Origin of the sequence: Klebsiella sp. MPUS7, from assembly GCF_009905335.1 — a bacterium.
Taxonomy (GTDB): domain Bacteria; phylum Pseudomonadota; class Gammaproteobacteria; order Enterobacterales; family Enterobacteriaceae; genus Klebsiella; species Klebsiella grimontii.
The window spans coordinates 1,285,758-1,310,651 of record NZ_CP047604.1 but is presented as its reverse complement, the minus strand read 5'-3'; the positions used below and the strand labels follow the sequence as shown (position 1 = coordinate 1,310,651).

16 protein-coding genes, 1 tRNA gene and 3 rRNA genes are annotated in these 24,894 nt (G+C 53.8%); 9 read left to right on the top strand and 11 right to left on the bottom strand.

Annotated features, from left to right (window positions below; all coding sequences use genetic code 11):
* The first annotated feature begins 174 nt into the window (after positions 1 to 174).
* On the top strand, positions 175 to 1,794 hold the full coding sequence (gene nadB / locus GUC22_RS06280; protein ID WP_049085824.1) for an L-aspartate oxidase: 1,620 nt from the start codon (positions 175 to 177) through the stop codon (positions 1,792 to 1,794).
* On the opposite strand, the gene trmN is transcribed toward nadB, so the two are convergent.
* Complete coding sequence (gene trmN, locus GUC22_RS06275; protein ID WP_004132794.1) at positions 1,779 to 2,519, bottom strand: tRNA(1)(Val) (adenine(37)-N(6))-methyltransferase TrmN; 741 nt, start codon at positions 2,517 to 2,519, stop codon at positions 1,779 to 1,781. The genes nadB and trmN overlap by 16 nt on opposite strands.
* Before the next feature lie 132 nt (positions 2,520 to 2,651).
* Here trmN and srmB point away from each other — a divergent pair, with 132 nt between their 5' ends.
* Positions 2,652 to 3,983: an ATP-dependent RNA helicase SrmB gene (gene srmB, locus GUC22_RS06270; protein ID WP_024359371.1), complete on the top strand. Its 1,332-nt coding sequence runs from the start codon at positions 2,652 to 2,654 to the stop codon at positions 3,981 to 3,983.
* Between the two features lie 44 nt (positions 3,984 to 4,027).
* Here srmB and grcA read toward each other — a convergent pair whose 3' ends face one another.
* Positions 4,028 to 4,411: an autonomous glycyl radical cofactor GrcA gene (gene grcA, locus GUC22_RS06265; protein WP_004104596.1), complete on the bottom strand. Its 384-nt coding sequence runs from the start codon at positions 4,409 to 4,411 to the stop codon at positions 4,028 to 4,030.
* A gap of 311 nt (positions 4,412 to 4,722) precedes the next feature.
* Here grcA and ung point away from each other — a divergent pair, with 311 nt between their 5' ends.
* The gene (gene ung, locus GUC22_RS06260; RefSeq protein ID WP_004132784.1) at positions 4,723 to 5,412 is read left to right on the top strand and encodes a uracil-DNA glycosylase; all 690 of its coding nucleotides are present in this window, start codon (positions 4,723 to 4,725) and stop codon (positions 5,410 to 5,412) included.
* 55 nt (positions 5,413 to 5,467) lie between these two features.
* Here the strand turns inward: ung and GUC22_RS06255 are convergent, their stop codons facing one another.
* Entirely contained in the window at positions 5,468 to 6,541 is a 1,074-nt protein-coding gene (locus GUC22_RS06255; RefSeq protein ID WP_004132781.1) for a tRNA/rRNA methyltransferase, read from the bottom strand.
* Positions 6,542 to 6,744: 203 nt separating this feature from the next.
* Between GUC22_RS06255 and trxC the strand changes: the two genes are divergently transcribed.
* The 5 genes from trxC to GUC22_RS06230 all read left to right on the top strand — a co-directional run bounded on the left by trxC (position 6,745) and on the right by GUC22_RS06230 (position 12,467).
* A complete protein-coding gene (gene trxC, locus GUC22_RS06250; protein WP_004104599.1) occupies positions 6,745 to 7,170 on the top strand; it encodes a thioredoxin TrxC in 426 nt (141 codons plus the stop codon).
* A gap of 69 nt (positions 7,171 to 7,239) precedes the next feature.
* On the top strand, positions 7,240 to 7,938 hold the full coding sequence (locus tag GUC22_RS06245; RefSeq protein WP_004132777.1) for a tRNA-uridine aminocarboxypropyltransferase: 699 nt from the start codon (positions 7,240 to 7,242) through the stop codon (positions 7,936 to 7,938).
* Positions 7,939 to 7,973: 35 nt separating this feature from the next.
* On the top strand, positions 7,974 to 10,652 hold the full coding sequence (locus GUC22_RS06240) for a bifunctional acetate--CoA ligase family protein/GNAT family N-acetyltransferase (protein ID WP_004132776.1): 2,679 nt from the start codon (positions 7,974 to 7,976) through the stop codon (positions 10,650 to 10,652).
* A gap of 93 nt (positions 10,653 to 10,745) precedes the next feature.
* Entirely contained in the window at positions 10,746 to 12,101 is a 1,356-nt protein-coding gene (gene pssA, locus GUC22_RS06235; protein ID WP_024359372.1) for a CDP-diacylglycerol--serine O-phosphatidyltransferase, read from the top strand.
* Positions 12,102 to 12,152: 51 nt separating this feature from the next.
* Positions 12,153 to 12,467, top strand: a complete 315-nt coding sequence (locus GUC22_RS06230; RefSeq protein WP_369816503.1) for a YfiM family lipoprotein — start codon at positions 12,153 to 12,155, stop codon at positions 12,465 to 12,467.
* 2 nt (positions 12,468 to 12,469) lie between these two features.
* Here GUC22_RS06230 and GUC22_RS06225 read toward each other — a convergent pair whose 3' ends face one another.
* The 8 genes from GUC22_RS06225 to rluD form a co-directional block, all read right to left on the bottom strand.
* A complete protein-coding gene (locus GUC22_RS06225; RefSeq protein ID WP_004132772.1) occupies positions 12,470 to 13,768 on the bottom strand; it encodes an MFS transporter in 1,299 nt (432 codons plus the stop codon).
* 318 nt (positions 13,769 to 14,086) lie between these two features.
* Positions 14,087 to 14,202 (bottom strand): 5S ribosomal RNA (gene rrf / locus GUC22_RS06220).
* 67 nt (positions 14,203 to 14,269) lie between these two features.
* Positions 14,270 to 17,176, bottom strand: a 23S ribosomal RNA gene (locus tag GUC22_RS06215).
* A gap of 190 nt (positions 17,177 to 17,366) precedes the next feature.
* Positions 17,367 to 17,441: transfer RNA gene (locus tag GUC22_RS06210), tRNA-Glu, on the bottom strand.
* Between the two features lie 87 nt (positions 17,442 to 17,528).
* Positions 17,529 to 19,068: ribosomal RNA gene (locus GUC22_RS06205) — 16S ribosomal RNA — on the bottom strand.
* The 16S, 23S and 5S rRNA genes sit together here with 1 tRNA gene alongside, the layout of an rRNA operon.
* A 451-nt stretch (positions 19,069 to 19,519) precedes the next feature.
* Entirely contained in the window at positions 19,520 to 22,093 is a 2,574-nt protein-coding gene (gene clpB / locus GUC22_RS06200; protein ID WP_024358389.1) for an ATP-dependent chaperone ClpB, read from the bottom strand.
* Between the two features lie 127 nt (positions 22,094 to 22,220).
* A complete protein-coding gene (gene yfiH, locus GUC22_RS06195; RefSeq protein WP_024358390.1) occupies positions 22,221 to 22,952 on the bottom strand; it encodes a purine nucleoside phosphorylase YfiH in 732 nt (243 codons plus the stop codon).
* Positions 22,949 to 23,929: a 23S rRNA pseudouridine(1911/1915/1917) synthase RluD gene (gene rluD / locus GUC22_RS06190; protein WP_004123738.1), complete on the bottom strand. Its 981-nt coding sequence runs from the start codon at positions 23,927 to 23,929 to the stop codon at positions 22,949 to 22,951. The genes yfiH and rluD overlap by 4 nt, the downstream gene beginning before the upstream one ends.
* 132 nt (positions 23,930 to 24,061) lie before the next feature.
* Between rluD and bamD the strand changes: the two genes are divergently transcribed.
* Positions 24,062 to 24,799 (top strand): outer membrane protein assembly factor BamD, encoded by a 738-nt coding sequence (gene bamD / locus GUC22_RS06185; RefSeq protein WP_004123741.1) that lies wholly within the window; start codon positions 24,062 to 24,064, stop codon positions 24,797 to 24,799.
* The last annotated feature ends 95 nt before the right edge of the window (positions 24,800 to 24,894 follow it).

The window sequence follows — 24,894 nt, the reverse complement described above, 5'->3', positions numbered from 1 at the left end:
TCACTATAAAATCTGAAGCTAACGAGCCGCTTCGCAAAACCTTTTTTCGCTTCCCCGCCCGCCTCATTAAGCCGTAATGTTTAGCCCTCACAACAATGAGTAAAAAAATTGTACGATTTCTCGCGGGCTGGTGCTATTGTTCGCTTATTGTGTTTAGTAAATTAAACAAAGGCTATGAAAACAACTTCCGATTCCTCCTGTGATGTGCTGATTATTGGCAGCGGCGCTGCCGGATTATCCCTTGCCTTACGCCTGGCGGAGCGCTGCACGGTCACGGTTCTCAGCAAAGGCCCTATCAGTGAAGGTTCTACTTTTTACGCGCAGGGCGGAATTGCCGCCGTGTTTGATGAAACCGACAGCGTGGAATCCCACATCGAGGATACGTTGATCGCCGGGGCGGGTCTTTGCGATCGCCATGCGGTGTCGTTTGTGGCGAGCAACGCCAAACCCTGCGTTCAGTGGCTGATCGATCAGGGCGTCTTGTTCGATACCCAGGTACAGGCGAACGGTGAGGAGAGCTACCATCTGACCCGCGAGGGGGGGCACAGTCACCGCAGAATCCTCCATGCCGCCGATGCGACCGGTAAAGCCGTTGAAACCACCCTGGTGAGCCAGGCGCTGGCCCACCCCAACATCCGCGTGCTGGAGCGCAGCAACGCCGTTGACCTGATTATCTCCGATAAAATCGGCCTGCCCGGTACGCGCCGGGTGGTGGGCGCGTGGATCTGGAATCGTAATAAAGAAGCGGTTGAAACCTGTAGCGCAAAAGCCGTAGTGCTGGCAACCGGCGGCGCGGCGAAAGTTTACCAGTATACAACGAATCCTGACGTCTCTTCCGGCGATGGTATCGCGATGGCCTGGCGTGCCGGCTGTCGGGTCGCCAATCTCGAATTTAATCAGTTTCACCCAACCGCGCTGTACCATCCGCAAGCGCGCAACTTCCTGTTAACGGAAGCGCTGCGCGGCGAGGGCGCCCTGTTGAAACGCCCGGACGGCACGCGGTTTATGCCGGAGTTTGACGAGCGCGGCGAGCTGGCCCCGCGCGATATCGTCGCCAGAGCCATCGATCATGAGATGAAACGCCTGGGCGCTGACTGCATGTATCTTGATATCAGCCATAAACCCGCAGAATTTATTCGCCACCACTTCCCGATGATCTACGAGAAGCTTCTGGGGCTTGGCATCGATCTGACTAAAGAGCCGGTGCCCGTCGTTCCCGCAGCGCACTACACCTGCGGCGGCGTCATGGTTGATGATAACGGGCGTACAGACGTCGACGGACTGTATGCCATCGGCGAAGTGAGCTATACCGGATTACACGGCGCGAACCGCATGGCGTCAAACTCGCTGCTTGAGTGCCTTGTCTACGGATGGTCCGCCGCCGAGGATATTGTTAAGCGCATGCCTTTCGCGCAGGCGGTCAACGAACTGCCATCGTGGGACGAAAGTCAGGTCGAAATACCGGATGAACTGGTCGTGATTCAGCATAACTGGCATGAGTTGCGCTTGCTGATGTGGGACTATGTCGGCATCGTGCGCACCACCCGCCGCCTCGAGCGCGCCCTGCGCCGCATTAATATGCTGCAGCAGGAGCTGGACGAATACTACGCCCGCTTTCGCGTCTCCAATAATTTACTGGAGCTGCGTAACCTGGTACAGGTTGCCGAGCTGATTGTGCGCTGCGCCATGCTACGTAAAGAGAGCCGAGGGCTGCACTATACGCTCGACTATCCGGAACAGCTGCCGGATAGCGGGCCATCTGTGCTCTCGCCGCTGGCTCACATAAAAAGATAAAAATCCTGGGTCAAAGCGGTAAAACCTTCGGAATACTGCTGCTCCGGCCCACGGATAATCAACCTGTCGCTAAAGCACTCGTCTCCAGGCGTTGGAGAAAAAGCCAACAGAACCCGATGCGGCGGACGCATTTCCGTTTCCGCAACATCGGTACGCAGACGCAGATGCCAGCCCATATTCTGCGCCCGTTGCACAAAGGCGTTTCCAATGTCGACCGGAAGCACGACGCAGAAAAATCCCTCCTCCGTAATCAACTCGGCGGCGCAGGTTAATAATGTCGCATGATCGAGTGAGGAAGTATAACGAGCCTGCTCGCGCTGCGAGGTTGCGCAAGGCACGCCGTCGGCAAAAAAGGGCGGATTGCTGACAATCAGCTCGTAGCGCCGGGTTTGCGGCGGCTGCCATTGCTGAATATCCGCCTGATGAATCTGCAGACGCCCGGCCCATGGAGAATCCGCAGCGTTTTCTTGCGCCTGCGCTGCCGCCTCTTCATCCAGCTCCACAGCATCTACGATAACCGTCTCCCCGGTTCGCTGCGCGAGCATCAGCGCTAACAGACCGCTGCCGGCGCCGATATCCAGCACGCGTTTAACCTGGGCGATCGGCGCCCATGCGCCAAGTAAAATACCGTCGGTACCCACTTTCATCGCGCATCGGTCGTGGGCGACAAAAAACTGCTTAAACGTAAAACCATTGCGCGGCAGCGCAAACTTCGACTGGGACATCCTCGATAACCTTGCGGGCAAAAAACTTCTGAGCTTAAGGCTATGCACAATACCGGAGAACAGATAGCCTTACAAACAGATGAACATTGCGTCCGTAACGTCTATAATCGGCGGTCCACTCAGAGGTAGATCATGACTGTAACGACTTTTTCCGAACTTGAACTCGACGAAAACCTGCTGGACGCACTCCAGGATAAAGGTTTCACACGCCCGACAGCCATTCAGGCCGCCGCTATTCCGCCTGCGCTTGATGGCCGTGATATTCTCGGTTCAGCCCCGACCGGCACCGGTAAAACGGCGGCGTATCTCCTGCCAGCGTTGCAGCATCTGCTCGATTTTCCGCGCAAGAAGTCTGGTCCGCCGCGCATCCTTATCCTGACCCCCACTCGCGAACTGGCGATGCAGGTTGCCGACCATGCGCGTGAACTGGCAAAACATACTCATCTGGATATCGCCACGATCACCGGCGGTGTCGCCTATATGAACCATGCCGAAGTGTTCAGCGAGAACCAGGACATCGTGGTCGCCACGACCGGTCGCCTGCTGCAATATATTAAAGAAGAAAACTTTGATTGCCGCGCCGTTGAAACGCTGATCCTTGATGAAGCTGACCGCATGCTGGACATGGGCTTCGCGCAGGATATCGAACATATCGCCGGTGAAACCCGCTGGCGTAAGCAGACCATGCTGTTCTCCGCCACCCTCGAAGGCGACGCCATTAAGGATTTTGCCGAGCGTCTGCTGGAAGAGCCGGCGGAAGTTTCGGCGACCCCATCCACTCGCGAACGTAAAAAGATCCATCAGTGGTATTACCGCGCGGATGACATCAAGCATAAAACCGCCCTCCTCGTGCATCTTCTGAAGCAGCCGGAAGCGACGCGTTCTATCGTCTTCGTACGCAAGCGCGAGCGCGTGCATGAACTGGCGGGCTGGCTGCGTGAAGCGGGTATCAATACCTGCTGGCTGGAAGGCGAGATGGTACAGGCGAAACGTAATGAAGCGATTAGCCGTCTCACCGATGGCCGTATTAATGTATTAATCGCTACCGACATTGCCGCCCGCGGTATCGATATCGCGGACGTGAGTCACGTATTCAATTTCGACTTGCCGCGCACGGCGGATATCTACTTGCACCGTATCGGTCGTACCGGGCGCGCGGGTAAAAAAGGAACCGCCATTTCTCTGGTTGAAGCCCACGACCACCTGCTGCTGGGTAAAATTGGCCGCTATATTGAAGAGCCGTTAAAAGCTCGCGTTATCGATGAACTGCGCCCGACAACCCGCGCGCCCAGCGAGAAGCAAACCGGTAAACCCTCCAAGAAGGTTTTAGCGAAGCGAGCAGAGAAGAAAGAGAAAGAAAAAGAGAAGCCGCGCGTCAAAAAACGCCACCGCGATACCAAAAATATTGGCAAGCGTCGTAAACCAAGCGCAGCGGATACACCGCAGCAGTCAAACGAAGAGTAAAAAAACGCCGGGATATCCCGGCGTTTTTATATCAAAACTTAAACTTATAGGCTTTCGGTAAAAGTACGGGCGATAACGTCGCGCTGCTGTTCCGGAGTCAGTGAGTTAAAACGTACCGCATAGCCAGACACGCGAATGGTCAGCTGCGGGTATTTTTCCGGATGTTCAACCGCATCCAGCAGAGTTTCGCGACGCAGAACGTTAACGTTCAGGTGCTGGCCGCCTTCAACGCGGACTTCAGGTTTCACGTCTACCGGAATTTCACGGTATTCGATCTCGCCCAGATTGCTCACCGCAACCACGTCATCTTCAGCAAAACCGGCCTTTGCGCACAGGCAGCGGGCTTCGCCTTTTTCGCTATCCAGCAGCCAGAAAGAGTTCAGCAGGTCGTCGTTTGCAGCTTTAGTAATTTGGATACCAGTAATCATTTTTTGCCTCCCAGGCAGGGTTTGTTCGATTATTGGCCTTCGCGGCCAATTGGTAAAACCATTGTTCTATGAGTGTATATATATCAGCCGGGCACCCGGCATTCTTTGATTTAAATCAACAAAAACCACATCACAAAAGTGGTCATAGCTGGATATTATTGTTTTACATCAAGTTACGCCGTGCCAGACACCAAATAAATTTGTAAATTTTCAATTTTTTTTGCATGAAAAACGGCAATCGCGCGGAGCAAATTTTGTGATGTTGAAAGATGCAGTTAAGCTATGGCGATGACACTTTGCAGGAGAGCAAAATGACCACCCCATTAACCTGGCATGACGTGCTGGCAGAAGAGAAGCAGCAACCCTGGTTTGTTAATACCCTGAAAACCGTAGCTGAAGAACGCCAATCGGGAATCACCATCTATCCCCCGCAAAAAGATGTCTTTAACGCGTTTCGTTATACGGAGTTAAGCGACGTCAAAGTGGTGATCCTCGGCCAGGATCCTTATCACGGACCCGGGCAGGCGCACGGCCTGGCCTTCTCGGTTCTGCCAGGAATTCAGATACCGCCGTCGCTGCTGAATATGTACAAGGAGCTGGAAGGGACGATACCGGGCTTTCAGCGCCCGACTCACGGTTATCTCGAAAGCTGGGCGCGTCAGGGTGTTTTGCTGCTCAATACCGTATTAACGGTTCGTGCCGGGCAGGCGCACTCGCACGCCAGCCTCGGATGGGAGACCTTTACCGATAAAGTGATTTCATTGATTAACCAGCATCGGGAAGGCGTGGTATTTCTGCTATGGGGTTCGCATGCGCAGAAGAAAGGCGCGATAATCGATCGCCAGCGCCACTGCGTGCTCAAAGCGCCGCACCCGTCGCCGCTCTCCGCCCACCGCGGGTTCTTTGGCAGTAATCATTTCGTGCAGGCGAATCAGTGGCTGGCCGAACGCGGCGAAGCGCCGATTGACTGGGTACCCCGGCTGCCGGCTGAAAGCGAATAGCTCTGAAAATGAAAATGCCAGCATTACGCTGGCATTTTGACGCTGAGACAAGGTGTTACGCCTTGTTCTGACGCCACCATTCAGCCAGCAGCACGCCGGTGGCTACGGACACGTTCAGGCTTTCAACGTTACCGGTGCCTTCAATCGCGATGTTCAGATCGGCGCTGGAAATAGCGGCGTCGGAAAGACCGTCACTCTCCTGGCCTAACACCAGCACCATTTTCTTCGGCAGCTCGGCTTTAAACAGCGGAGTCCCGTTATGGCTGGAAGTAGAAACAATCGCGTAGCCCGCTTTACGGAAGCGCTCAAGCGTATCAATAAAGCTGTCGCCCGTAATCGGTTCAACGTGTTCCGCGCCGCCTTCCGCAGTACGAATCGCGGCGCCGGATTCCATAACGCCAGCATCCTGCACCACCACGCCCCTGACGCCAAAGTGCGCGCAGCTGCGCATAATCGCGCCGAGGTTATGCGGGTTACCGACATCTTCCAGCGCCAGAACACAATCTTCAGCATCGGCTTTAGCTACCCACTGCTCAACGGAAGTGCCATGGCGCTTTTTAATCAGGAAGCAAACCCCGCCATGGTGTTCAGTGCCGGACGCTTTCGCCAGCTCGGCTTCATCAACCACGTGATAGGCTTTACGATTCGCCGCCATCCAGCGCAGCGCTTCTTTGAAGCGCGGGGTCACGCTCTGGATAAACCAGGCGCGTACAATGGCGTCCGGACGGCTCTGGAAGAGCGCCTGGCAAGCGTTTTCACCATAGACGCGGGTTTCTTCCGCGCGCTGGCGACGCAGCACTTCAGGATCGATAAAGCTTTTTCCGCTGATCCCGCCGTGATCCGCTTTTACCGGCGCCTCATCACCCGGAGCGCGGGATACGGTACGCCACGGAGAGGAACTCTCACCGCCAAAGCCTTCACGCTTGCGATCGTCACGTTTACGATCGCCACCGCGGCTCTCTTTTTCATCGCGCGCAGGGCGGTTACGACCGTCAACACGAGACTTTCCTGGACGTCCCCCGCCCTTCCCGGTACGCGGGTTATGGGTACGTCGGTCAGAATCATCATCACTGCGGACATACATCACTTTGACCTTGCCGCTTTTATTTTTCAGTTCGTCGTCGCTCATTCATTTTCTCCACCTGCGCTGCGCGAAGCGCGCAGATTACCCGATGTGTCATCACTTAGCCATTATTTCATTTAAAAGCCTGAGTCTATCGTATTCATTGAATAAAACTCATTGTCCTTTATTAGCTGTGCATCGATAATATGTAACATTACAGAAACAAATCGGCCACGTGCCGCGCTGCAACCCATAACCAGAGGTTAGTTATGAATACCGTTTGTGCCAGTTGTCAGGCTCTGAACCGCATCCCCGACGATCGTAGCGCCGATGGCGCGAAATGCGGGCGCTGCGGTCACGATCTTTTTGATGGCGATGTGATCAACGCGACCGGGGCAACGCTGGATAAACTGCTGAAGGACGATCTGCCCGTTGTTGTTGATTTCTGGGCGCCGTGGTGCGGCCCCTGCCGTAACTTTGCGCCAATCTTTGAAGATGTGGCTGAAGAACGCAGCGGTGAAATGCGTTTCGTGAAAGTGAATACCGAGATGGAACGCGAACTGAGCGCTCGCTTCCGCATTCGCAGCATCCCGACCATTATGATGTTTAAAAATGGCGAAGTCATCGACATGCTGAATGGCGCCGTCCCCAAAGCGCCTTTCGATAGCTGGCTAAATGAAGCAGGCCAGCAGTAAACCTCACGGGGCACCGCTTGTGCCCCGTTTTCACCTCTGCGACAATGGCGTTTTTTCTTAGCGATCCCCATGACTGATAACGCCGTCCTCCGCCTTCGCGCCGAACGCCTCGCGCGCGCCACCCGGCCTTTTCTTGCTCGCGGCAACCGCATCCACCGCTGCCAGCGCTGCTTGCTACCGTTGAAACAGTGCCTCTGCGCCACCCTCAACCCGGTTGCCGCTACCAGCCGTTTTTGCCTGGTCATGTTCGATACCGAGCCAATGAAGCCCAGCAATACCGGACGCCTGATTGCCGATATCCTGCCGGATACCGAAGCCTTTCAGTGGTCACGAACCGAACCACCGCAGGCGCTGCTGGATTTAGTCGCCGACCCGCAATATCAGCCGATGGTGGTTTTTCCTGCGTCTTATGCCGACGCAGAGCGTCAGGTTCTTGATTCCCCGCTCCCGGGTAAACCACCGCTGTTTATCATGCTTGATGGCACCTGGCCCGAAGCGCGAAAAATGTTCCGCAAAAGCCCCTGGCTTGACGCGCTGCCGATGATTTCCGTCGATCTGTCGCGCATCTCCGCTTATCACCTACGGGAAGCGCACGCAGAAGGTCAATACTGTACCGCCGAAGTCGCGATTGCGCTGCTGGATCTGGCGGGGGATAAAACCGCGGCCGCGGCTCTTGGCGATCACTTCAGCTTATTCAGAACGCGCTACCTGGCAGGAAAAACCCAGCATAAGGGCAGTATCACAGCACAACTGATAGAAAACGTTTAAAATCATTCGGTCACTGGGGATCAAAGGAGACCGGTATGAGCCAACGAGGCCTGGAAGCATTGCTGCGGCCAAAGTCGATCGCCGTTATTGGCGCGTCAATGAAACCACAGCGCGCCGGTTATCTGATGATGCGCAACCTGCTGGCTGGCGGGTTTAACGGCCCCGTCCTCCCCGTTACGCCAGCGTGGAAAGCGGTTCAGGGCGTACTGGCCTGGCCTGACGTCGATAGCCTGCCCTTCACGCCCGATCTCGCCGTGCTTTGCACCAACGCCCGCAGAAACCTTGAGCTGCTGGAAGCGCTGGGGCAAAAAGGGTGCAAAACCTGCATCATTCTCTCTTCCATACCCGAACAGTATCCCGCTCTGCTGGAATGTGCCGCCCGCTATCAGATGCGGCTGCTCGGCCCGAACAGTCTTGGCCTGCTTGCGCCGTGGCAGGGTCTTAACGCCAGCTTTTCGCCGGTGCCTATACATCGCGGTAAACTGGCGTTTATTTCGCAATCGGCGGCGGTCTCCAATACTATCCTCGACTGGGCTCAGCAGCGTGAGATGGGTTTCTCTTACTTTATTGCGCTGGGCGATAGCCTGGACATCGACGTTGATGACCTGCTTGATTTCCTCGCTCGCGACAGTAAAACCAGCGCGATTTTGCTCTATCTCGAACACCTCAGCGATGCCCGCCGCTTTGTCTCGGCGGCCCGTAGCGCATCGCGTAATAAGCCGATCCTGGTGATTAAAAGCGGACGCAGTCCGGCTGCGCAGAAGCTCCTGCACGTCAACTCCGGCATGGATCCGGCGTGGGACGCCGCTATTCAGCGCGCAGGCTTATTGCGGGTACAGGATACGCACGAGCTGTTCTCTGCGGTCGAAACCCTCAGCCACATGCGCCCGCTGCGCGGCGAGAAACTGATGATTATCAGCAACGGCGCCGCTCCGGCTGCGCTGGCGCTGGATGAGCTCTGGCTGCGCAACGGCAAACTCGCCGCTCTCAGCGAAGAGACCAGCAGCGCTCTCCGTCAGGCATTACCGGAAACTATCGCTATCGCCAACCCGCTGGATCTCCGCGATGACGCCAGCAGCGAGCATTACCTCAAAGCGCTGAACATATTGCTGGATAGCCATGACTACGATGCGCTACTGGTGATCCATTCCCCCAGCGCTGCCGCGCCGGGGACAGAGAGCGCGCTGGCGCTGATTGACGCTCTGAAGCGTCATCCGCGCGGCAAATACGTTACGGTTCTCACCAACTGGTGCGGTGAGTTCTCTTCACAAGAAGCGCGGCGTCTGTTTAGCGATGCGGGGCTGCCGACCTATCGAACGCCTGAGGGAACGATTACCGCTTTTATGCACATGGTGGAGTACCGGCGTAACCAGAAACAGCTCAGGGAAACTCCGGTCCTGTCAGATTCGTTAACCACTAACACTGCCGAAGCGCACAGCCTGCTGCAACGCGCAATGAATGAAGGCGCAACGTCGCTGGATACCCATGAAGTGAGCCCCGTGCTGCGCGCTTACGGTATTCATACTCTGCCAACGTGGATTGCCGCCGATAGCGCCGAGGCTGTACATATCGCCGAGCAGATTGGCTACCCCGTCGCTCTGAAGCTACGCTCGCCCGATATTCCGCATAAGTCGGAAGTTCAGGGGGTTATGCTTTATCTGCGCACGGCAACCGAGGTACAGCAGGCCGCGGATGCGATCTTCGATCGCGTCAAAATGACCTGGCCTCAGGCGCGTATTCACGGGCTGCTGGTGCAAAGCATGGCTAATCGCGCCGGAGCGCAAGAGCTGCGGGTTGTGGTTGAGCACGATCCGGTTTTTGGGCCGCTGATCATGCTGGGAGAAGGCGGCGTCGAATGGCGGGCTGAGGATCAGGCCGCCGTCGCGCTCCCGCCGCTGAATATGAACCTTGCGCGCTACCTCGTTATCCAGGCCATCAAAAGTAAAAAAGTGCGCGGGCGCAGCGCGCTGCGCCCGCTTGATATACCCGGCCTGAGCCAGCTACTGGTACAGGTATCGAATTTGATCGTCGACTGCCCGGAAATACAGCGCCTGGATATTCACCCTCTTCTGGCTTCCGGCCACGAGTTCACCGCGCTTGACGTCACGTTAACGCTCGCCCCTTTCACCGGCGACAGCGAAAGCCGCCTCGCCATACGCCCTTATCCACAGCAGCAGGAGGAGTGGGTGGTGATGAAGAATGGCGAACGCTGCCTTTTCCGTCCCATACTCCCGGAAGATGAGCCGCAGCTGATGGCCTTTATCGCTCAGGTCACAAAGGAAGATCTCTATTATCGTTACTTCAGCGAAATCAACGAATTTACCCATGATGATTTAGCCAATATGACGCAGATCGACTACGATCGAGAAATGGCCTTTGTTGCTGTGCGCACCACGGCCGAGGGGGATGAGATCCTCGGCGTGACGCGGGCGATCTCCGACCCGGATAATATCGATGCCGAGTTTGCCGTCCTGGTGCGCTCCGACCTGAAAGGTATGGGTTTAGGCCGCAAGCTCCTCGAAAAGCTGATTGCCTATACGCAAAACCACGGCCTGCAGCGGCTGAATGGTATTACCATGCCGAATAATAAAGGCATGATCGGCCTTGCCAGAAAGCTAGGATTCTCGGTTGATATTCAGCTTGAAGATGGGATTGTCAGTTTGTCTCTACAGCTTGTACCTGAGCAATTACAAACGGCTGGCCGCAATTGTTGACTACTTTAACGGGCAGTAATGGTATTATTGCCCGCTTACGTCGTCTGCATGGTACAGAAGACCCTTCAATAAACAGAGAAGAAACGCACTGTGATGTTGTCAAAATTTAAACGCAATAAACATCAACAACACCTTGCCCAACTCCCTAAGCTTTCTCAGTCAGTTGATGATATCGAGTTCTTTTACGCTCCGGCAGATTTTCGGCAAGCGTTACTGGCCAGGATAGCTCAAGCCACCCAGCGTATTTGTATCATTGCGCTTTATCTGGAACAGGATGATGGCGGCAAAGGCATTTTGCAGGCGCTATATGACGCTAAGCGTCAGCGTCCAGAATTAGATGTGCAGGTGCTGGTCGACTGGCATCGCGCCCAGCGCGGGCGTATTGGCGCCGCGGCGTCAAACACCAATGCCGACTGGTACTGCCGCATGGCTCAGGAAAACCCCGGTGTTGACATCCCGGTTTATGGCGTTCCGGTCAATACCCGGGAAGCGCTCGGCGTTCTCCATTTCAAAGGCTTTATCATTGATGACAGCGTGCTCTACAGCGGCGCCAGTCTGAATGACGTTTACCTGCATCAGCACGATAAGTATCGCTATGACCGCTACCAGTGCATTCGCAACGGTAAAATGGCCGATGTGATGTTCGACTGGGTTGAGAATAACCTGGTGCAAGGGCGTGGAGTTAACCGCCTTGACAGGGCCGATCGGCCAAAAAGTCCGGAAATCAAAAATGACATCCGTCAGTATCGCCAGGAACTCCGCGATAGCGGCTATCATTTTCTCGGCAATGCTGATGAAGATCAGCTGTCGGTTACCCCTTTAGTTGGTCTGGGGAAGACCAGCCTGTTGAATAAAACCATTTTCCATCTGATGCCCTGCGCTGAGCATAAGCTGACTATCTGCACCCCTTATTTCAACCTGCCCGCTCTGCTAGTGCGTAATATCATTCAGCTGCTACGCAGCGGGAAGAAAGTTGAAATTATTGTTGGTGATAAAACCGCTAATGATTTCTATATACCGGAAGATCAGCCGTTTAAAATTATCGGCGCGCTGCCCTACCTTTATGAAATCAATCTGCGGCGCTTTCTGAGCCGACTACAGTATTATGTCAACACCGATCAGCTGATTGTCCGTTTATGGAAGGACGACGATAACAGCTACCACCTGAAAGGCATGTGGGTTGATGACGAATGGATGCTGCTGACCGGCAACAACTTGAACCCGCGCGCCTGGCGACTGGATTTAGAGAACGCGATTCTTATCCACGACCCGAAACATCAGCTTGGCGCAATGCGTGAAAAAGAGCTCAATCTCATCCGCAAACATACTACGATCGTTCAGCATTATCGCGATTTGCAAAGTATTGCCGATTACCCGATAAAGGTACGCAAACTGATCAGGCGTCTGCGACGTATTCGAATCGACCGTCTTATCAGCCGTATTCTCTGAATTCTCGCCCCGCCCAGCGGGGCTTTTTCTGGAATTAGTATGCGCGTCATCATGCTTATTGTCCCACTATTATTACTGACCGGCTGCAGCCATATGGCTAATGATGCATGGAGTGGCCAGGATAAAGCCCAACACTTCCTCGCCTCAGCCATGCTTTCCGCCGCAGGCAACGAATATGCCCAACATCAGGGCTATAGCCGCGACCGTAGTGCCGCCATTGGCTTTATGTTTTCCGTGAGTTTAGGGGCATCGAAGGAGCTATGGGACAGCCGCCCATCCGGGAGCGGCTGGAGCTGGAAGGATTTCGCCTGGGATGTGGCAGGTGCCACTACCGGCTATGCGGTATGGCAGCTGGCACATCAGTAAGCCTACAAACGTAGACCCTTGCCTTTACGATGTAGCGTCAGGGACACCAGGAATGCGATCGCTCCCATTACGGTCACGTACCAGTAAAAAGCGTGCTCAATTCCTGCCGATTTTAACGACAGCGCGACGTACTCGGCCGAGCCGCCAAATAGCGCATTCGCCACTGCATAAGATAGCCCAACCCCCAGGGCGCGTACCTGTGCCGGAAACATTTCAGCCTTCAGAATTCCGCTAATTGAGGTATAAAAGCTCACTATCAGCAGGGCACATATTACTAAAGCAAATGCCGCATACGGCGAACTCACGTTCTGTAATGCATTGAGAATCGGGACAGTAAAGACGGTAACAAGTACGCCAAAACAGAGCATTGAGGTCCGGCGGCCAATCTTATCCGAGAGCGCGCCGAAAAGCGGCTGAACCAGCATATAAACAAATAAAGCCGCGGTCATAATCATGCTGGCGGTACCCGCCGTCATGCCAGCGGTGTTGACCAGATATTTCTGCATATAGGTTGTAAAGGTATAAAAGCTTAATGAACCTGCGGCAGTGAATCCGAGCACCATGATAAATGCCTTGCGGTTACGCCATAATCCTTTAAACGATCCCGCTTCTTTTAACGCGCGAGTTTCCTGTTTTGAGGTTTCGTCCAACTGGCGGCGCAGCCACAGGGCAACGATGGCTAATACTGCGCCGAGAGCGAAGGGGATCCGCCATCCCCACGCATGCAGCGCCTCATCGCTGAGGATCTGTTGTAACGCAACAACAACAAGTACAGCCAGAAGTTGGCCGCCAATCAGCGTGACGTACTGAAATGAGGCATAGAAGCCTTTTTTACCTTCTACGGCAACTTCGCTCATATAGGTAGCGCTGGTACCGTATTCTCCGCCAACGGACAGACCCTGGAATAAACGAGCCAGCAATAGCAGAGCCGGAGCCCAGGTCCCTATCGTTGCATAACCCGGCAAGCAGGCAATCACCAGAGAACCAAAACACATCATGCAAACAGAGATAAGCATGGAGGTTTTACGTCCACGGCGATCGGCAATACGCCCAAATATCCAGCCCCCGATCGGACGCATCAGAAAACCAGCAGCGAAGACCCCTGCAGTTTGTAACAATTGCGTAGTGGTGTTGCCAGAAGGAAAGAAGATGTGCGCAAAGTAGAGTGAGCAAAATGAATAGACGTAGAAATCAAACCATTCAACCAAATTCCCTGATGATGCCCCTACGATTGCCCATATACGACGCCGGGTATCACCGTGATCCTGGGATTCACGTTCGCTAATACTGCTTTCTGTCATTGTAATTCTGCTCCAGCAAAGACTGCAATCTGCTGTGTTGGATGACCCAACTCACTCAGACAAATTAATTAGTAAACCAAATGTTATATAATTGTTATTATTTTATATGTGATAAATATCACATTTTATTTCTTACTGTGGCGATTCAAGATTAACGCGAACGGACAGGCTGGGATGAAGTGAAATATGAGGGTAAGTCCCTCTGGACAGGCTTTTATATTACAAGGAAGGAGGGGAACGCATGGCTGGCCGGGACGATTTTGCTTATCTGAAACGCAAAAAGCCCATCCGTCAGGATGGGCTCTTCACTTAATTGATGCCTGGCAGTTCCCTACTCTCACATGGGGAGACCCCACACTACCATCGGCGCTACGGCGTTTCACTTCTGAGTTCGGCATGGGGTCAGGTGGGACCACCGCGCTGTTGCCGCCAGGCAAATTCTGTTATCTGTATCAGGCTGAAAATCTTCTCTCAAATCCGCCAAAACATCTTCGGCGTTGTAAGGTTAAGCCTCACGGTTCATTAGTACCGGTTAGCTCAACGCATCGCTGCGCTTACACACCCGGCCTATCAACGTCGTCGTCTTCAACGTTCCTTCAGGACTCTCAAGGAGTCAGGGAGAACTCATCTCGGGGCAAGTTTCGTGCTTAGATGCTTTCAGCACTTATCTCTTCCGCATTTAGCTACCGGGCAATGCCATTGGCATGACAACCCGAACACCAGTGATGCGTCCACTCCGGTCCTCTCGTACTAGGAGCAGCCCCCCTCAATTCTCCAGCGCCCACGGCAGATAGGGACCGAACTGTCTCACGACGTTCTAAACCCAGCTCGCGTACCACTTTAAATGGCGAACAGCCATACCCTTGGGACCTACTTCAGCCCCAGGATGTGATGAGCCGACATCGAGGTGCCAAACACCGCCGTCGATATGAACTCTTGGGCGGTATCAGCCTGTTATCCCCGGAGTACCTTTTATCCGTTGAGCGATGGCCCTTCCATTCAGAACCACCGGATCACTATGACCTGCTTTCGCACCTGCTCGCGCCGTCACGCTCGCAGTCAAGCCAGCTTATGCCATTGCACTAACCTCCTGATGTCCGACCAGGATTAGCTGACCTTCGTGCTCCTCCGTTACTCTTTAGGAGGAGACCGCCCCAGTCAAACTACCCACCAGACACTGTCCGCAACCCCGATTAGGGGCCCACGTTAGAACACCAGCCATTAAAGGGTGGTATTTCAAGGATGGCTCCACGCAGACTGGCGTCCACGCTTCAAAGCCTCCCACCTATCCTACACATCAAGGACCAGTGTTCAGTGTCAAGCTATAGTAAAGGTTCACGGGGTCTTTCCGTCTTGCCGCGGGTACACTGCATCTTCACAGCGAGTTCAATTTCACTGAGTCTCGGGTGGAGACAGCCTGGCCATCATTACGCCATTCGTGCAGGTCGGAACTTACCCGACAAGGAATTTCGCTACCTTAGGACCGTTATAGTTACGGCCGCCGTTTACCGGGGCTTCGATCAAGAGCTTCTCCTTACGGATAACCCCATCAATTAACCTTCCGGCACCGGGCAGGCGTCACACCGTATACGTCCACTTTCGTGTTTGCACAGTGCTGTGTTTTTAATAAACAGTTGCAGCCAGCTGGTATCTTCGACTGATTTCAGCTCCATGGGTAAACCACTTCACCTACATATCAGCGTGCCTTCTCCCGAAGTTACGGCACCATTTTGCCTAGTTCCTTCACCCGAGTTCTCTCAAGCGCCTTGGTATTCTCTACCTGACCACCTGTGTCGGTTTGGGGTACGATTTGATGTTACCTGATGCTTAGAGGCTTTTCCTGGAAGCAGGGCATTTGTCACTTCAGCACCGTAGTGCCTCGTCATCACACCTCAGCGTTAATAACGTTCCGGATTTACCTGGAACATCCGCCTACATGCTTAAACCGGGACAACCGTCGCCCGGCCAACATAGCCTTCTCCGTCCCCCCTTCGCAGTAACACCGAGTACAGGAATATTAACCTGTTTCCCATCGACTACGCCTTTCGGCCTCGCCTTAGGGGTCGACTCACCCTGCCCCGATTAACGTTGGACAGGAACCCTTGGTCTTCCGGCGTGCGGGTTTTTCACCCGCATTATCGTTACTTATGTCAGCATTCGCACTTCTGATACCTCCAGCAACCCTCACAGGCCACCTTCAACGGCTTACAGAACGCTCCCCTACCCAACAACACATAGTGTCGCTGCCGCAGCTTCGGTGCATGGTTTAGCCCCGTTACATCTTCCGCGCAGGCCGACTCGACCAGTGAGCTATTACGCTTTCTTTAAATGATGGCTGCTTCTAAGCCAACATCCTGGCTGTCTGGGCCTTCCCACATCGTTTCCCACTTAACCATGACTTTGGGACCTTAGCTGGCGGTCTGGGTTGTTTCCCTCTTCACGACGGACGTTAGCACCCGCCGTGTGTCTCCCGTGATAACATTCTTCGGTATTCGTAGTTTGCATCGGGTTGGTAAGTCGGGATGACCCCCTAGCCGAAACAGTGCTCTACCCCCGAAGATGAGTTCACGAGGCGCTACCTAAATAGCTTTCGGGGAGAACCAGCTATCTCCCGGTTTGATTGGCCTTTCACCCCCAGCCACAAGTCATCCGCTAATTTTTCAACATTAGTCGGTTCGGTCCTCCAGTTAGTGTTACCCAACCTTCAACCTGCCCATGGCTAGATCACCGGGTTTCGGGTCTATACCCTGCAACTTAACGCCCAGTTAAGACTCGGTTTCCCTGCGGCTCCCCTATACGGTTAACCTTGCTACAGAATATAAGTCGCTGACCCATTATACAAAAGGTACGCAGTCACCCCATAAAGAGGCTCCTACTGCTTGTACGTACACGGTTTCAGGTTCTTTTTCACTCCCCTCGCCGGGGTTCTTTTCGCCTTTCCCTCACGGTACTGGTTCACTATCGGTCAGTCAGGAGTATTTAGCCTTGGAGGATGGTCCCCCCATATTCAGACAGGATACCACGTGTCCCGCCCTACTCTTCGAGTTCACAACCTGTGTGCTTTAGTGTACGGGAGTATCACCCTGTACCCTGCGACTTTCCAGACGCTTCCACTAACACACAAGCTGATTCAGACTCCGGGCTGCTCCCCGTTCGCTCGCCGCTACTGGGGGAATCTCGGTTGATTTCTTTTCCTCGGGGTACTTAGATGTTTCAGTTCCCCCGGTTCGCCTCGTTTGACTATGTATTCATCAAACGATAGTGCAACGAATTGCACTGGGTTTCCCCATTCGGACATCGCCGGCTATAACGGTTCATATCACCTTACCGACGCTTTTCGCAGATTAGCACGTCCTTCATCGCCTCTGACTGCCAGGGCATCCACCGTGTACGCTTAGTCGCTTAACCTCACAACCCGAAGATGTTTCGTAAAACATCGTCGTGTCGCGAAAATTTGAGAGACTCGAACACACATTAGCTGTGTGTCGTTTCAATTTTCAGCTTGATCCAGATTTTTAAAGAGCAAATATCTCAAACGTCACCCGAAGATGAGTTTTGAGATATCGGTTGGTTGTGCCTTTCACTCACAGCCAGCAAGTGGCGTCCCCTAGGGGATTCGAACCCCTGTTGCCGCCGTGAAAGGGCGGAGTCCTAACCGCTAGACGAAGGGGACACGAGGTGTCGCGACTTCGCAGCCGTCTTGCTTCTTTACATCTATCAGACAATCTGTGTGAGCACTACAAAGGCAGGTTCTTTCAGGTAAGGAGGTGATCCAACCGCAGGTTCCCCTACGGTTACCTTGTTACGACTTCACCCCAGTCATGAATCACAAAGTGGTAAGCGCCCTCCCGAAGGTTAAGCTACCTACTTCTTTTGCAACCCACTCCCATGGTGTGACGGGCGGTGTGTACAAGGCCCGGGAACGTATTCACCGTGGCATTCTGATCCACGATTACTAGCGATTCCGACTTCATGGAGTCGAGTTGCAGACTCCAATCCGGACTACGACATACTTTATGAGGTCCGCTTGCTCTCGCGAGGTCGCTTCTCTTTGTATATGCCATTGTAGCACGTGTGTAGCCCTACTCGTAAGGGCCATGATGACTTGACGTCATCCCCACCTTCCTCCAGTTTATCACTGGCAGTCTCCTTTGAGTTCCCGGCCGGACCGCTGGCAACAAAGGATAAGGGTTGCGCTCGTTGCGGGACTTAACCCAACATTTCACAACACGAGCTGACGACAGCCATGCAGCACCTGTCTCAGAGTTCCCGAAGGCACCAAAGCATCTCTGCTAAGTTCTCTGGATGTCAAGAGTAGGTAAGGTTCTTCGCGTTGCATCGAATTAAACCACATGCTCCACCGCTTGTGCGGGCCCCCGTCAATTCATTTGAGTTTTAACCTTGCGGCCGTACTCCCCAGGCGGTCGACTTAACGCGTTAGCTCCGGAAGCCACGCCTCAAGGGCACAACCTCCAAGTCGACATCGTTTACGGCGTGGACTACCAGGGTATCTAATCCTGTTTGCTCCCCACGCTTTCGCACCTGAGCGTCAGTCTTTGTCCAGGGGGCCGCCTTCGCCACCGGTATTCCTCCAGATCTCTACGCATTTCACCGCTACACCTGGAATTCTACCCCCCTCTACAAGACTCTAGCCTGCCAGTTTCGGATGCAGTTCCCAGGTTGAGCCCGGGGATTTCACATCCGACTTGACAGACCGCCTGCGTGCGCTTTACGCCCAGTAATTCCGATTAACGCTTGCACCCTCCGTATTACCGCGGCTGCTGGCACGGAGTTAGCCGGTGCTTCTTCTGCGAGTAACGTCAATCGCTGCGGTTATTAACCACAACGCCTTCCTCCTCGCTGAAAGTACTTTACAACCCGAAGGCCTTCTTCATACACGCGGCATGGCTGCATCAGGCTTGCGCCCATTGTGCAATATTCCCCACTGCTGCCTCCCGTAGGAGTCTGGACCGTGTCTCAGTTCCAGTGTGGCTGGTCATCCTCTCAGACCAGCTAGGGATCGTCGCCTAGGTGAGCCGTTACCCCACCTACTAGCTAATCCCATCTGGGCACATCTGATGGCAAGAGGCCCGAAGGTCCCCCTCTTTGGTCTTGCGACGTTATGCGGTATTAGCTACCGTTTCCAGTAGTTATCCCCCTCCATCAGGCAGTTTCCCAGACATTACTCACCCGTCCGCCACTCGTCACCCGAGAGCAAGCTCTCTGTGCTACCGTTCGACTTGCATGTGTTAGGCCTGCCGCCAGCGTTCAATCTGAGCCATGATCAAACTCTTCAATTTAAGTTTGATGCTCGTGAATTAAACTTCGTAATGAATTACGTATGTTCACTCAGAGACTTGGTATTCATTTTTCGTCCGAAGACGTTAAGAATCCATGTCACTTTGAGTGCCCACACAGATTGTCTGATAAATTGTTAAAGAGCAGTGCAACGCGGCTTTCGCTCACCGTTGCGAGGTGGCGTATATTACGCTTTCCTCATTCAGAGTCAAGCGTTTAATTTCGCTTTTCTCTGCCGGTATTCATTGCTGAATCCCGCTGACCCGGCGGCTTGTGCCGTTGTTCCGTGTCAGTGGAGGCGCATTATAGGGAGTAATTCTGAAGTGGCAAGGGGAATTTTAAAAAAAAACCTCACCTGCTTAATTTTTGGCCAAAATATCGGCTGAGATTAAATTATTGCCTGGTTTTTAAACAAAAACGAGCCCAGGGGGCCCGTTTTTGCTGTTTTGTGATTTACTGCACTGCCACTATCCGGTCATTTTTCACGACCAGCTGCACTTCTTTACCTGGTATCAGCTCACCGGAAAGAATCTGCTGTGCCAGGGGGTTTTCGATCTGCTGCTGGATAGCACGTTTCAGAGGACGTGCGCCATAAACCGGATCGTACCCATTTTCGCTCAGCAGCTTCAGCGCCTCATCAGAGAGGTGGACTTCGTAGCCGCGCTCCTCCAGTCGTTTATACAACCGCTGCAGCTGAATCTGCGCAATAGAAGCAATGTGTTTTTCACCTAACGGGTGGAAGACAACCACTTCATCAATACGGTTGATAAACTCCGGGCGGAAGCTTTGACTAACCACACCCAGCACCAGATCTTTCATGTGACTGTAATCCAGCGCACCAAAACGTTCCTGAATGAGATCCGAACCGAGGTTGGAGGTCATAATGACAACCGTATTGCGGAAGTCGACCGTTCTCCCCTGCCCGTCAGTCAAACGTCCATCGTCCAGTACCTGCAGCAGAATGTTAAAGACATCCGGATGCGCTTTTTCCACTTCATCCAGCAGGATGACGGAATAAGGACGACGGCGGACCGCCTCAGTGAGATAGCCACCTTCTTCATAACCGACGTATCCCGGAGGCGCCCCAACCAGACGTGAAACGGAATGTTTCTCCATAAACTCTGACATGTCGATACGTACCATTGCATCGTCGCTGTCAAACATAAAGTTAGCCAGCGCTTTACAGAGTTCTGTTTTACCTACCCCAGTAGGACCGAGGAACAGGAACGAGCCAATCGGACGGTTAGGATCGGATAACCCGGCACGACTACGGCGGATCGCATTCGATACCGCTTCAACCGCTTCGTTCTGACCAATAACGCGGCTATGCAGCTCCTGCTCCATACGCAGCAGCTTCTCACGTTCGCCTTCGAGCATTCTCGCAACCGGAATCCCCGTCCAACGAGCCAACACTTCCGCGATTTCCGCATCCGTGACTTTATTCCGCAGCAGGCGCATCGTCTTGCCTTCAGACTGCGTTGCCGCCGCCAGCTGTTTTTCCAGTTCCGGGATCTTGCCGTACTGCAGCTCGGACATCCGCGCCAGATCGCCGACGCGACGCGCCTGCTCAATCGCGATTTTAGCCTGTTCCAGCTCGGCCTTAATCGTCTGGGTGCCGGAGAGCGACGCTTTTTCAGCCTTCCACTCTTCTTCTAAGACTGAATATTGACGCTCTTTATCCGCCAGTTCCTCATTCAGCATATCCAACCGCTTAATGCTGGCTTCATCAGACTCTTTCTTCAGCGCCTGCTGTTCCAGCTTGAGCTGAATGATGCGACGATCGAGTCTGTCCAGCTCTTCCGGTTTTGAGTCAATCTGCATACGGATACTGGATGCAGCTTCATCGATCAGGTCAATAGCTTTGTCCGGCAGCTGTCGGTCAGCGATATAACGGTGGGACAGCGTAGCCGCCGCTACAATCGCCGGGTCAGTGATCTGCACGTGGTGGTGCAGTTCATAACGTTCTTTCAGACCACGCAAAATCGCAATGGTATCTTCAACCGTCGGTTCCGCAACGAACACTTTCTGGAAACGACGCTCCAGCGCGGCGTCTTTCTCAATGTACTGGCGATATTCATCCAGCGTCGTGGCGCCCACGCAGTGCAGCTCACCACGCGCCAGCGCCGGTTTCAGCATATTCCCGGCGTCCATGGCACCGTCTGCTTTACCTGCGCCCACCATCGTGTGCAGCTCATCGATAAACAGGATGACGTTGCCTTCCTGCTTGGCGAGATCGTTTAGCACGCCTTTTAAGCGTTCTTCAAACTCACCGCGATACTTGGCACCCGCCACTAGCGCGCCCATATCGAGCGCCAGGACCCGACGCCCCTTCAATCCTTCCGGTACTTCACCATTGACGATCCGCTGCGCCAGTCCTTCAACAATGGCCGTTTTACCTACGCCGGGTTCACCAATAAGCACCGGGTTATTTTTGGTACGACGCTGCAGAACCTGAATCGTTCGACGAATTTCTTCATCACGGCCAATCACCGGGTCAAGCTTACCCTGCTCGGCACGTTCGGTTAGATCGACGGTAAATTTTTTCAAAGCCTGACGTTGGTCTTCGGCTCCCTGATCGTTCACGCTTTCACCTCCGCGCATTTGTTCAATCGCCTGACTCACGTTAGCGGTTGTGGCTCCGGCGGATTTTAAAAGGTCGGTCAGCGTGCCGCGGGATTCAAGTACCGCCAGAACGAACAGTTCTGACGAAATAAAGTTGTCCTTTCTCTTTTGCGCCAGCTTGTCGCAAAGGTTAAGGATACGCACTAAATCCTGGGACGGTTGAACATCGCCACCGGTACCTTCCACCTGCGGCAATCGGCTCAACGCCTGTTCAATATTGGTGCGTAACTCTCCGGCGTTAATGCCAGCCGAAGTTAATAAAGGACGTACCGATCCCCCTTCCTGATTCAGCAAGGCGCTCATTAGATGAAGAGGTTCGATGAATTGGTTGTCGTGCCCAAGCGCAAGAGACTGGGCATCGGCAAGAGCAAGCTGGAATTTATTGGTAAGACGATCCAGACGCATAACTCCTCCCATAACAGGTCAAATTTGCTACTGGAGATTAAATGAGGTCATCCCTCAATTATTCAAGGTTAAAGACCTGAACTATGCAAAAATAAGTTTGCCTTCTGGATCGTCTTAGCTCGGCAGGTTATATCAGCCAGATGAAACTTGCCATACGACCCGTCGTCTTGTCGCGACGATAAGAGAAAAAATCATCTTTTTCGCTGAGGGTGCAGCGGTCGCCGCCAAAAATCTGCTCAACGCCAACGCCCGTCAGACGCTGACGAGCAAGCTGATAGATATCAGCAAAATACTTCTCACCCGCAGGGCGAAATGCGCGCTCCGCTTGAGCATCTTTTGCCACAAAGGCTTCGCGCACTTCCGGGCCGACCTCAAACGCATCCGGCCCGATGGCGGGGCCAAGCCAGGCCATAATGTTTTCCGGGCTATCGGCAAAACAGGCAACGGTTTCTTCCAGCACGCCTTCGCAAAGACCTCGCCAGCCGGCATGAGCAGCCGCAACTTCCGTACCCGCGCGGTTACAAAAAAGCACCGGCAGGCAATCTGCGGTCATTACCGCGCATACCGTACCCGGCACATTGCAGTATGACGCATCCGCGCGCTTTGAAGCGTACGGCCCGCCGTCGAGTTTCAACACTGCCGTACCGTGAACCTGTTCCAGCCACACCGGGTATGACGGCAGACCGCCGGCGGCGAACATGCGCCGACGGTTCTCTTCTACATGCTGCAGATTGTCTCCGCAATGAGCGCCGAGGTTAAGTGAATCGTATGGCGATAAACTCACCCCGCCAACGCGCGTGGAACTACAGGCAGCCACGCCTTCCGGCATCGGCCATTGCGGTACAATCACTTTAGTCATAACCAGTCGATATCGTCTTTATGAGTTTCAAAATCAGCGCGCATGGCATCGATCAAATCAACCATATCCTGCGGAATTGGCGCATGCCATTCCATCTCAATACCGCTGATCGGATGGTATAAGCGCAGCATCGTGGCGTGGAGAGCCTGGCGGTCGAACTTACGCAGAGCAGTGATGAACTCTTCCGACGCACCTTTAGGCGGACGCGGGCGTCCCCCATAAACCTGATCGCCCACCAGCGGATGGGTGATGTGCGCCATGTGCACGCGAATCTGGTGCGTACGACCGGTCTCGAGGCGCAAACGCAAACGAGTATGAATGCGAAAATGCTCCATGATCCGATAGTGCGTCACCGCCGGTTTCCCCATGGGATGTACCGCCATATGCGTACGCTTGGTCGGGTGACGGCTAATCGGTTCTTCAACCGTTCCGCCAGCCGTCATATGACCAATCGCCACCGCTTCATATTCACGGGTAATTTCACGCAGTTGCAGGGATTCCACCAGCCGGGTTTGCGCTGGGATAGTCTTTGCTACCACCATTAAACCGGTGGTGTCTTTATCAAGACGGTGCACGATCCCCGCCCGCGGCACGTCAGCAATGGCCGGATAGTAGTGCAACAGCGCATTCAGCACAGTACCGTCAGGGTTGCCCGCGCCGGGGTGCACAACTAAATCGCGCGGTTTATTAATTACGAGGATGTCATCATCTTCATAAACGATATTGAGCGGAATATCCTGCGGTTGGAAACGGACTTCTTCTTCGATTTCAACATCGATAGCAATCGTCTCTCCCCCCAGCACTTTCTCTTTCGGCTTGTCGCTGACGCAGCCGTTTACCAGCACTCTCTGGTCAAGGATCCATTCTTTTATGCGCGAACGCGAATAATCCGGGAACAATTCGGCCAAAGCCTGATCTAAGCGTTGTCCGAGTTGATTTTCGGACACCGTTGCGTTGAGTTGTACTCGTTGTGCCATATACAGCTTCTTCGTTTTAACGTTGGGTTTTACGGCTTTGCCGTTTAATATAGTGTGCTATTGTAGCTGGTCTTAATCGGGAGCAGGAACAGAGATTCTCCCGCATAAACATTTTGAGGAAGTCAAAACGTCATGACGCGCATGAAATACCTGGTGGCAGCAGCCACACTGAGCCTGGCTTTGGTGGGTTGCTCTGGCTCAAAGGAGGAGGTGCCCGATAATCCGCCGAATGAGATCTACGCGACCGCTCAGCAAAAGCTGCAGGACGGTAACTGGAAACAGGCAATAACGCAACTGGAAGCGTTGGATAACCGTTATCCCTTTGGACCTTATTCCCAACAGGTACAGTTGGACCTGATTTATGCGTACTACAAAAACGCCGATCTACCGCTGGCTCAGGCCGCTATCGATCGCTTTGTGCGCCTGAACCCGACCCATCCTAACATTGATTACGTTATTTATATGCGTGGTCTGACAAATATGGCGTTGGATGACAGTGCGCTGCAGGGCTTCTTCGGCGTCGACCGTTCTGACCGCGACCCGCAACACGCGCGCGATGCCTTTAACGACTTCTCCAAACTGGTTCGTGGCTATCCCAACAGCCAGTACTCTACTGACGCCTATAAACGTATGGTGTTCCTGAAGGATCGTCTGGCGAAGTACGAGCTGTCGGTAGTGGATTACTACACCGATCGTGGCGCATGGGTTGCGGTAGTTAACCGCGTAGACGGCATGCTGCGTAACTATCCGGATACGCAGGCCACCCGCGATGCGCTGCCGAAGATGGAAAACGCCTACCGTCAGATGCAGATGAACGCGCAGGCTGACAAGGTTGCGAAAATTATTGCGGCCAACAGCAAGAACACCTGATAGTCCTTAGATAAGCAAAACGGCAGCCAAATGGCTGCCGTTTTTTTATTCGTTAAATAGCTCAGCTGAAGCGGTTTAGCGCCGAGTTAACTCAT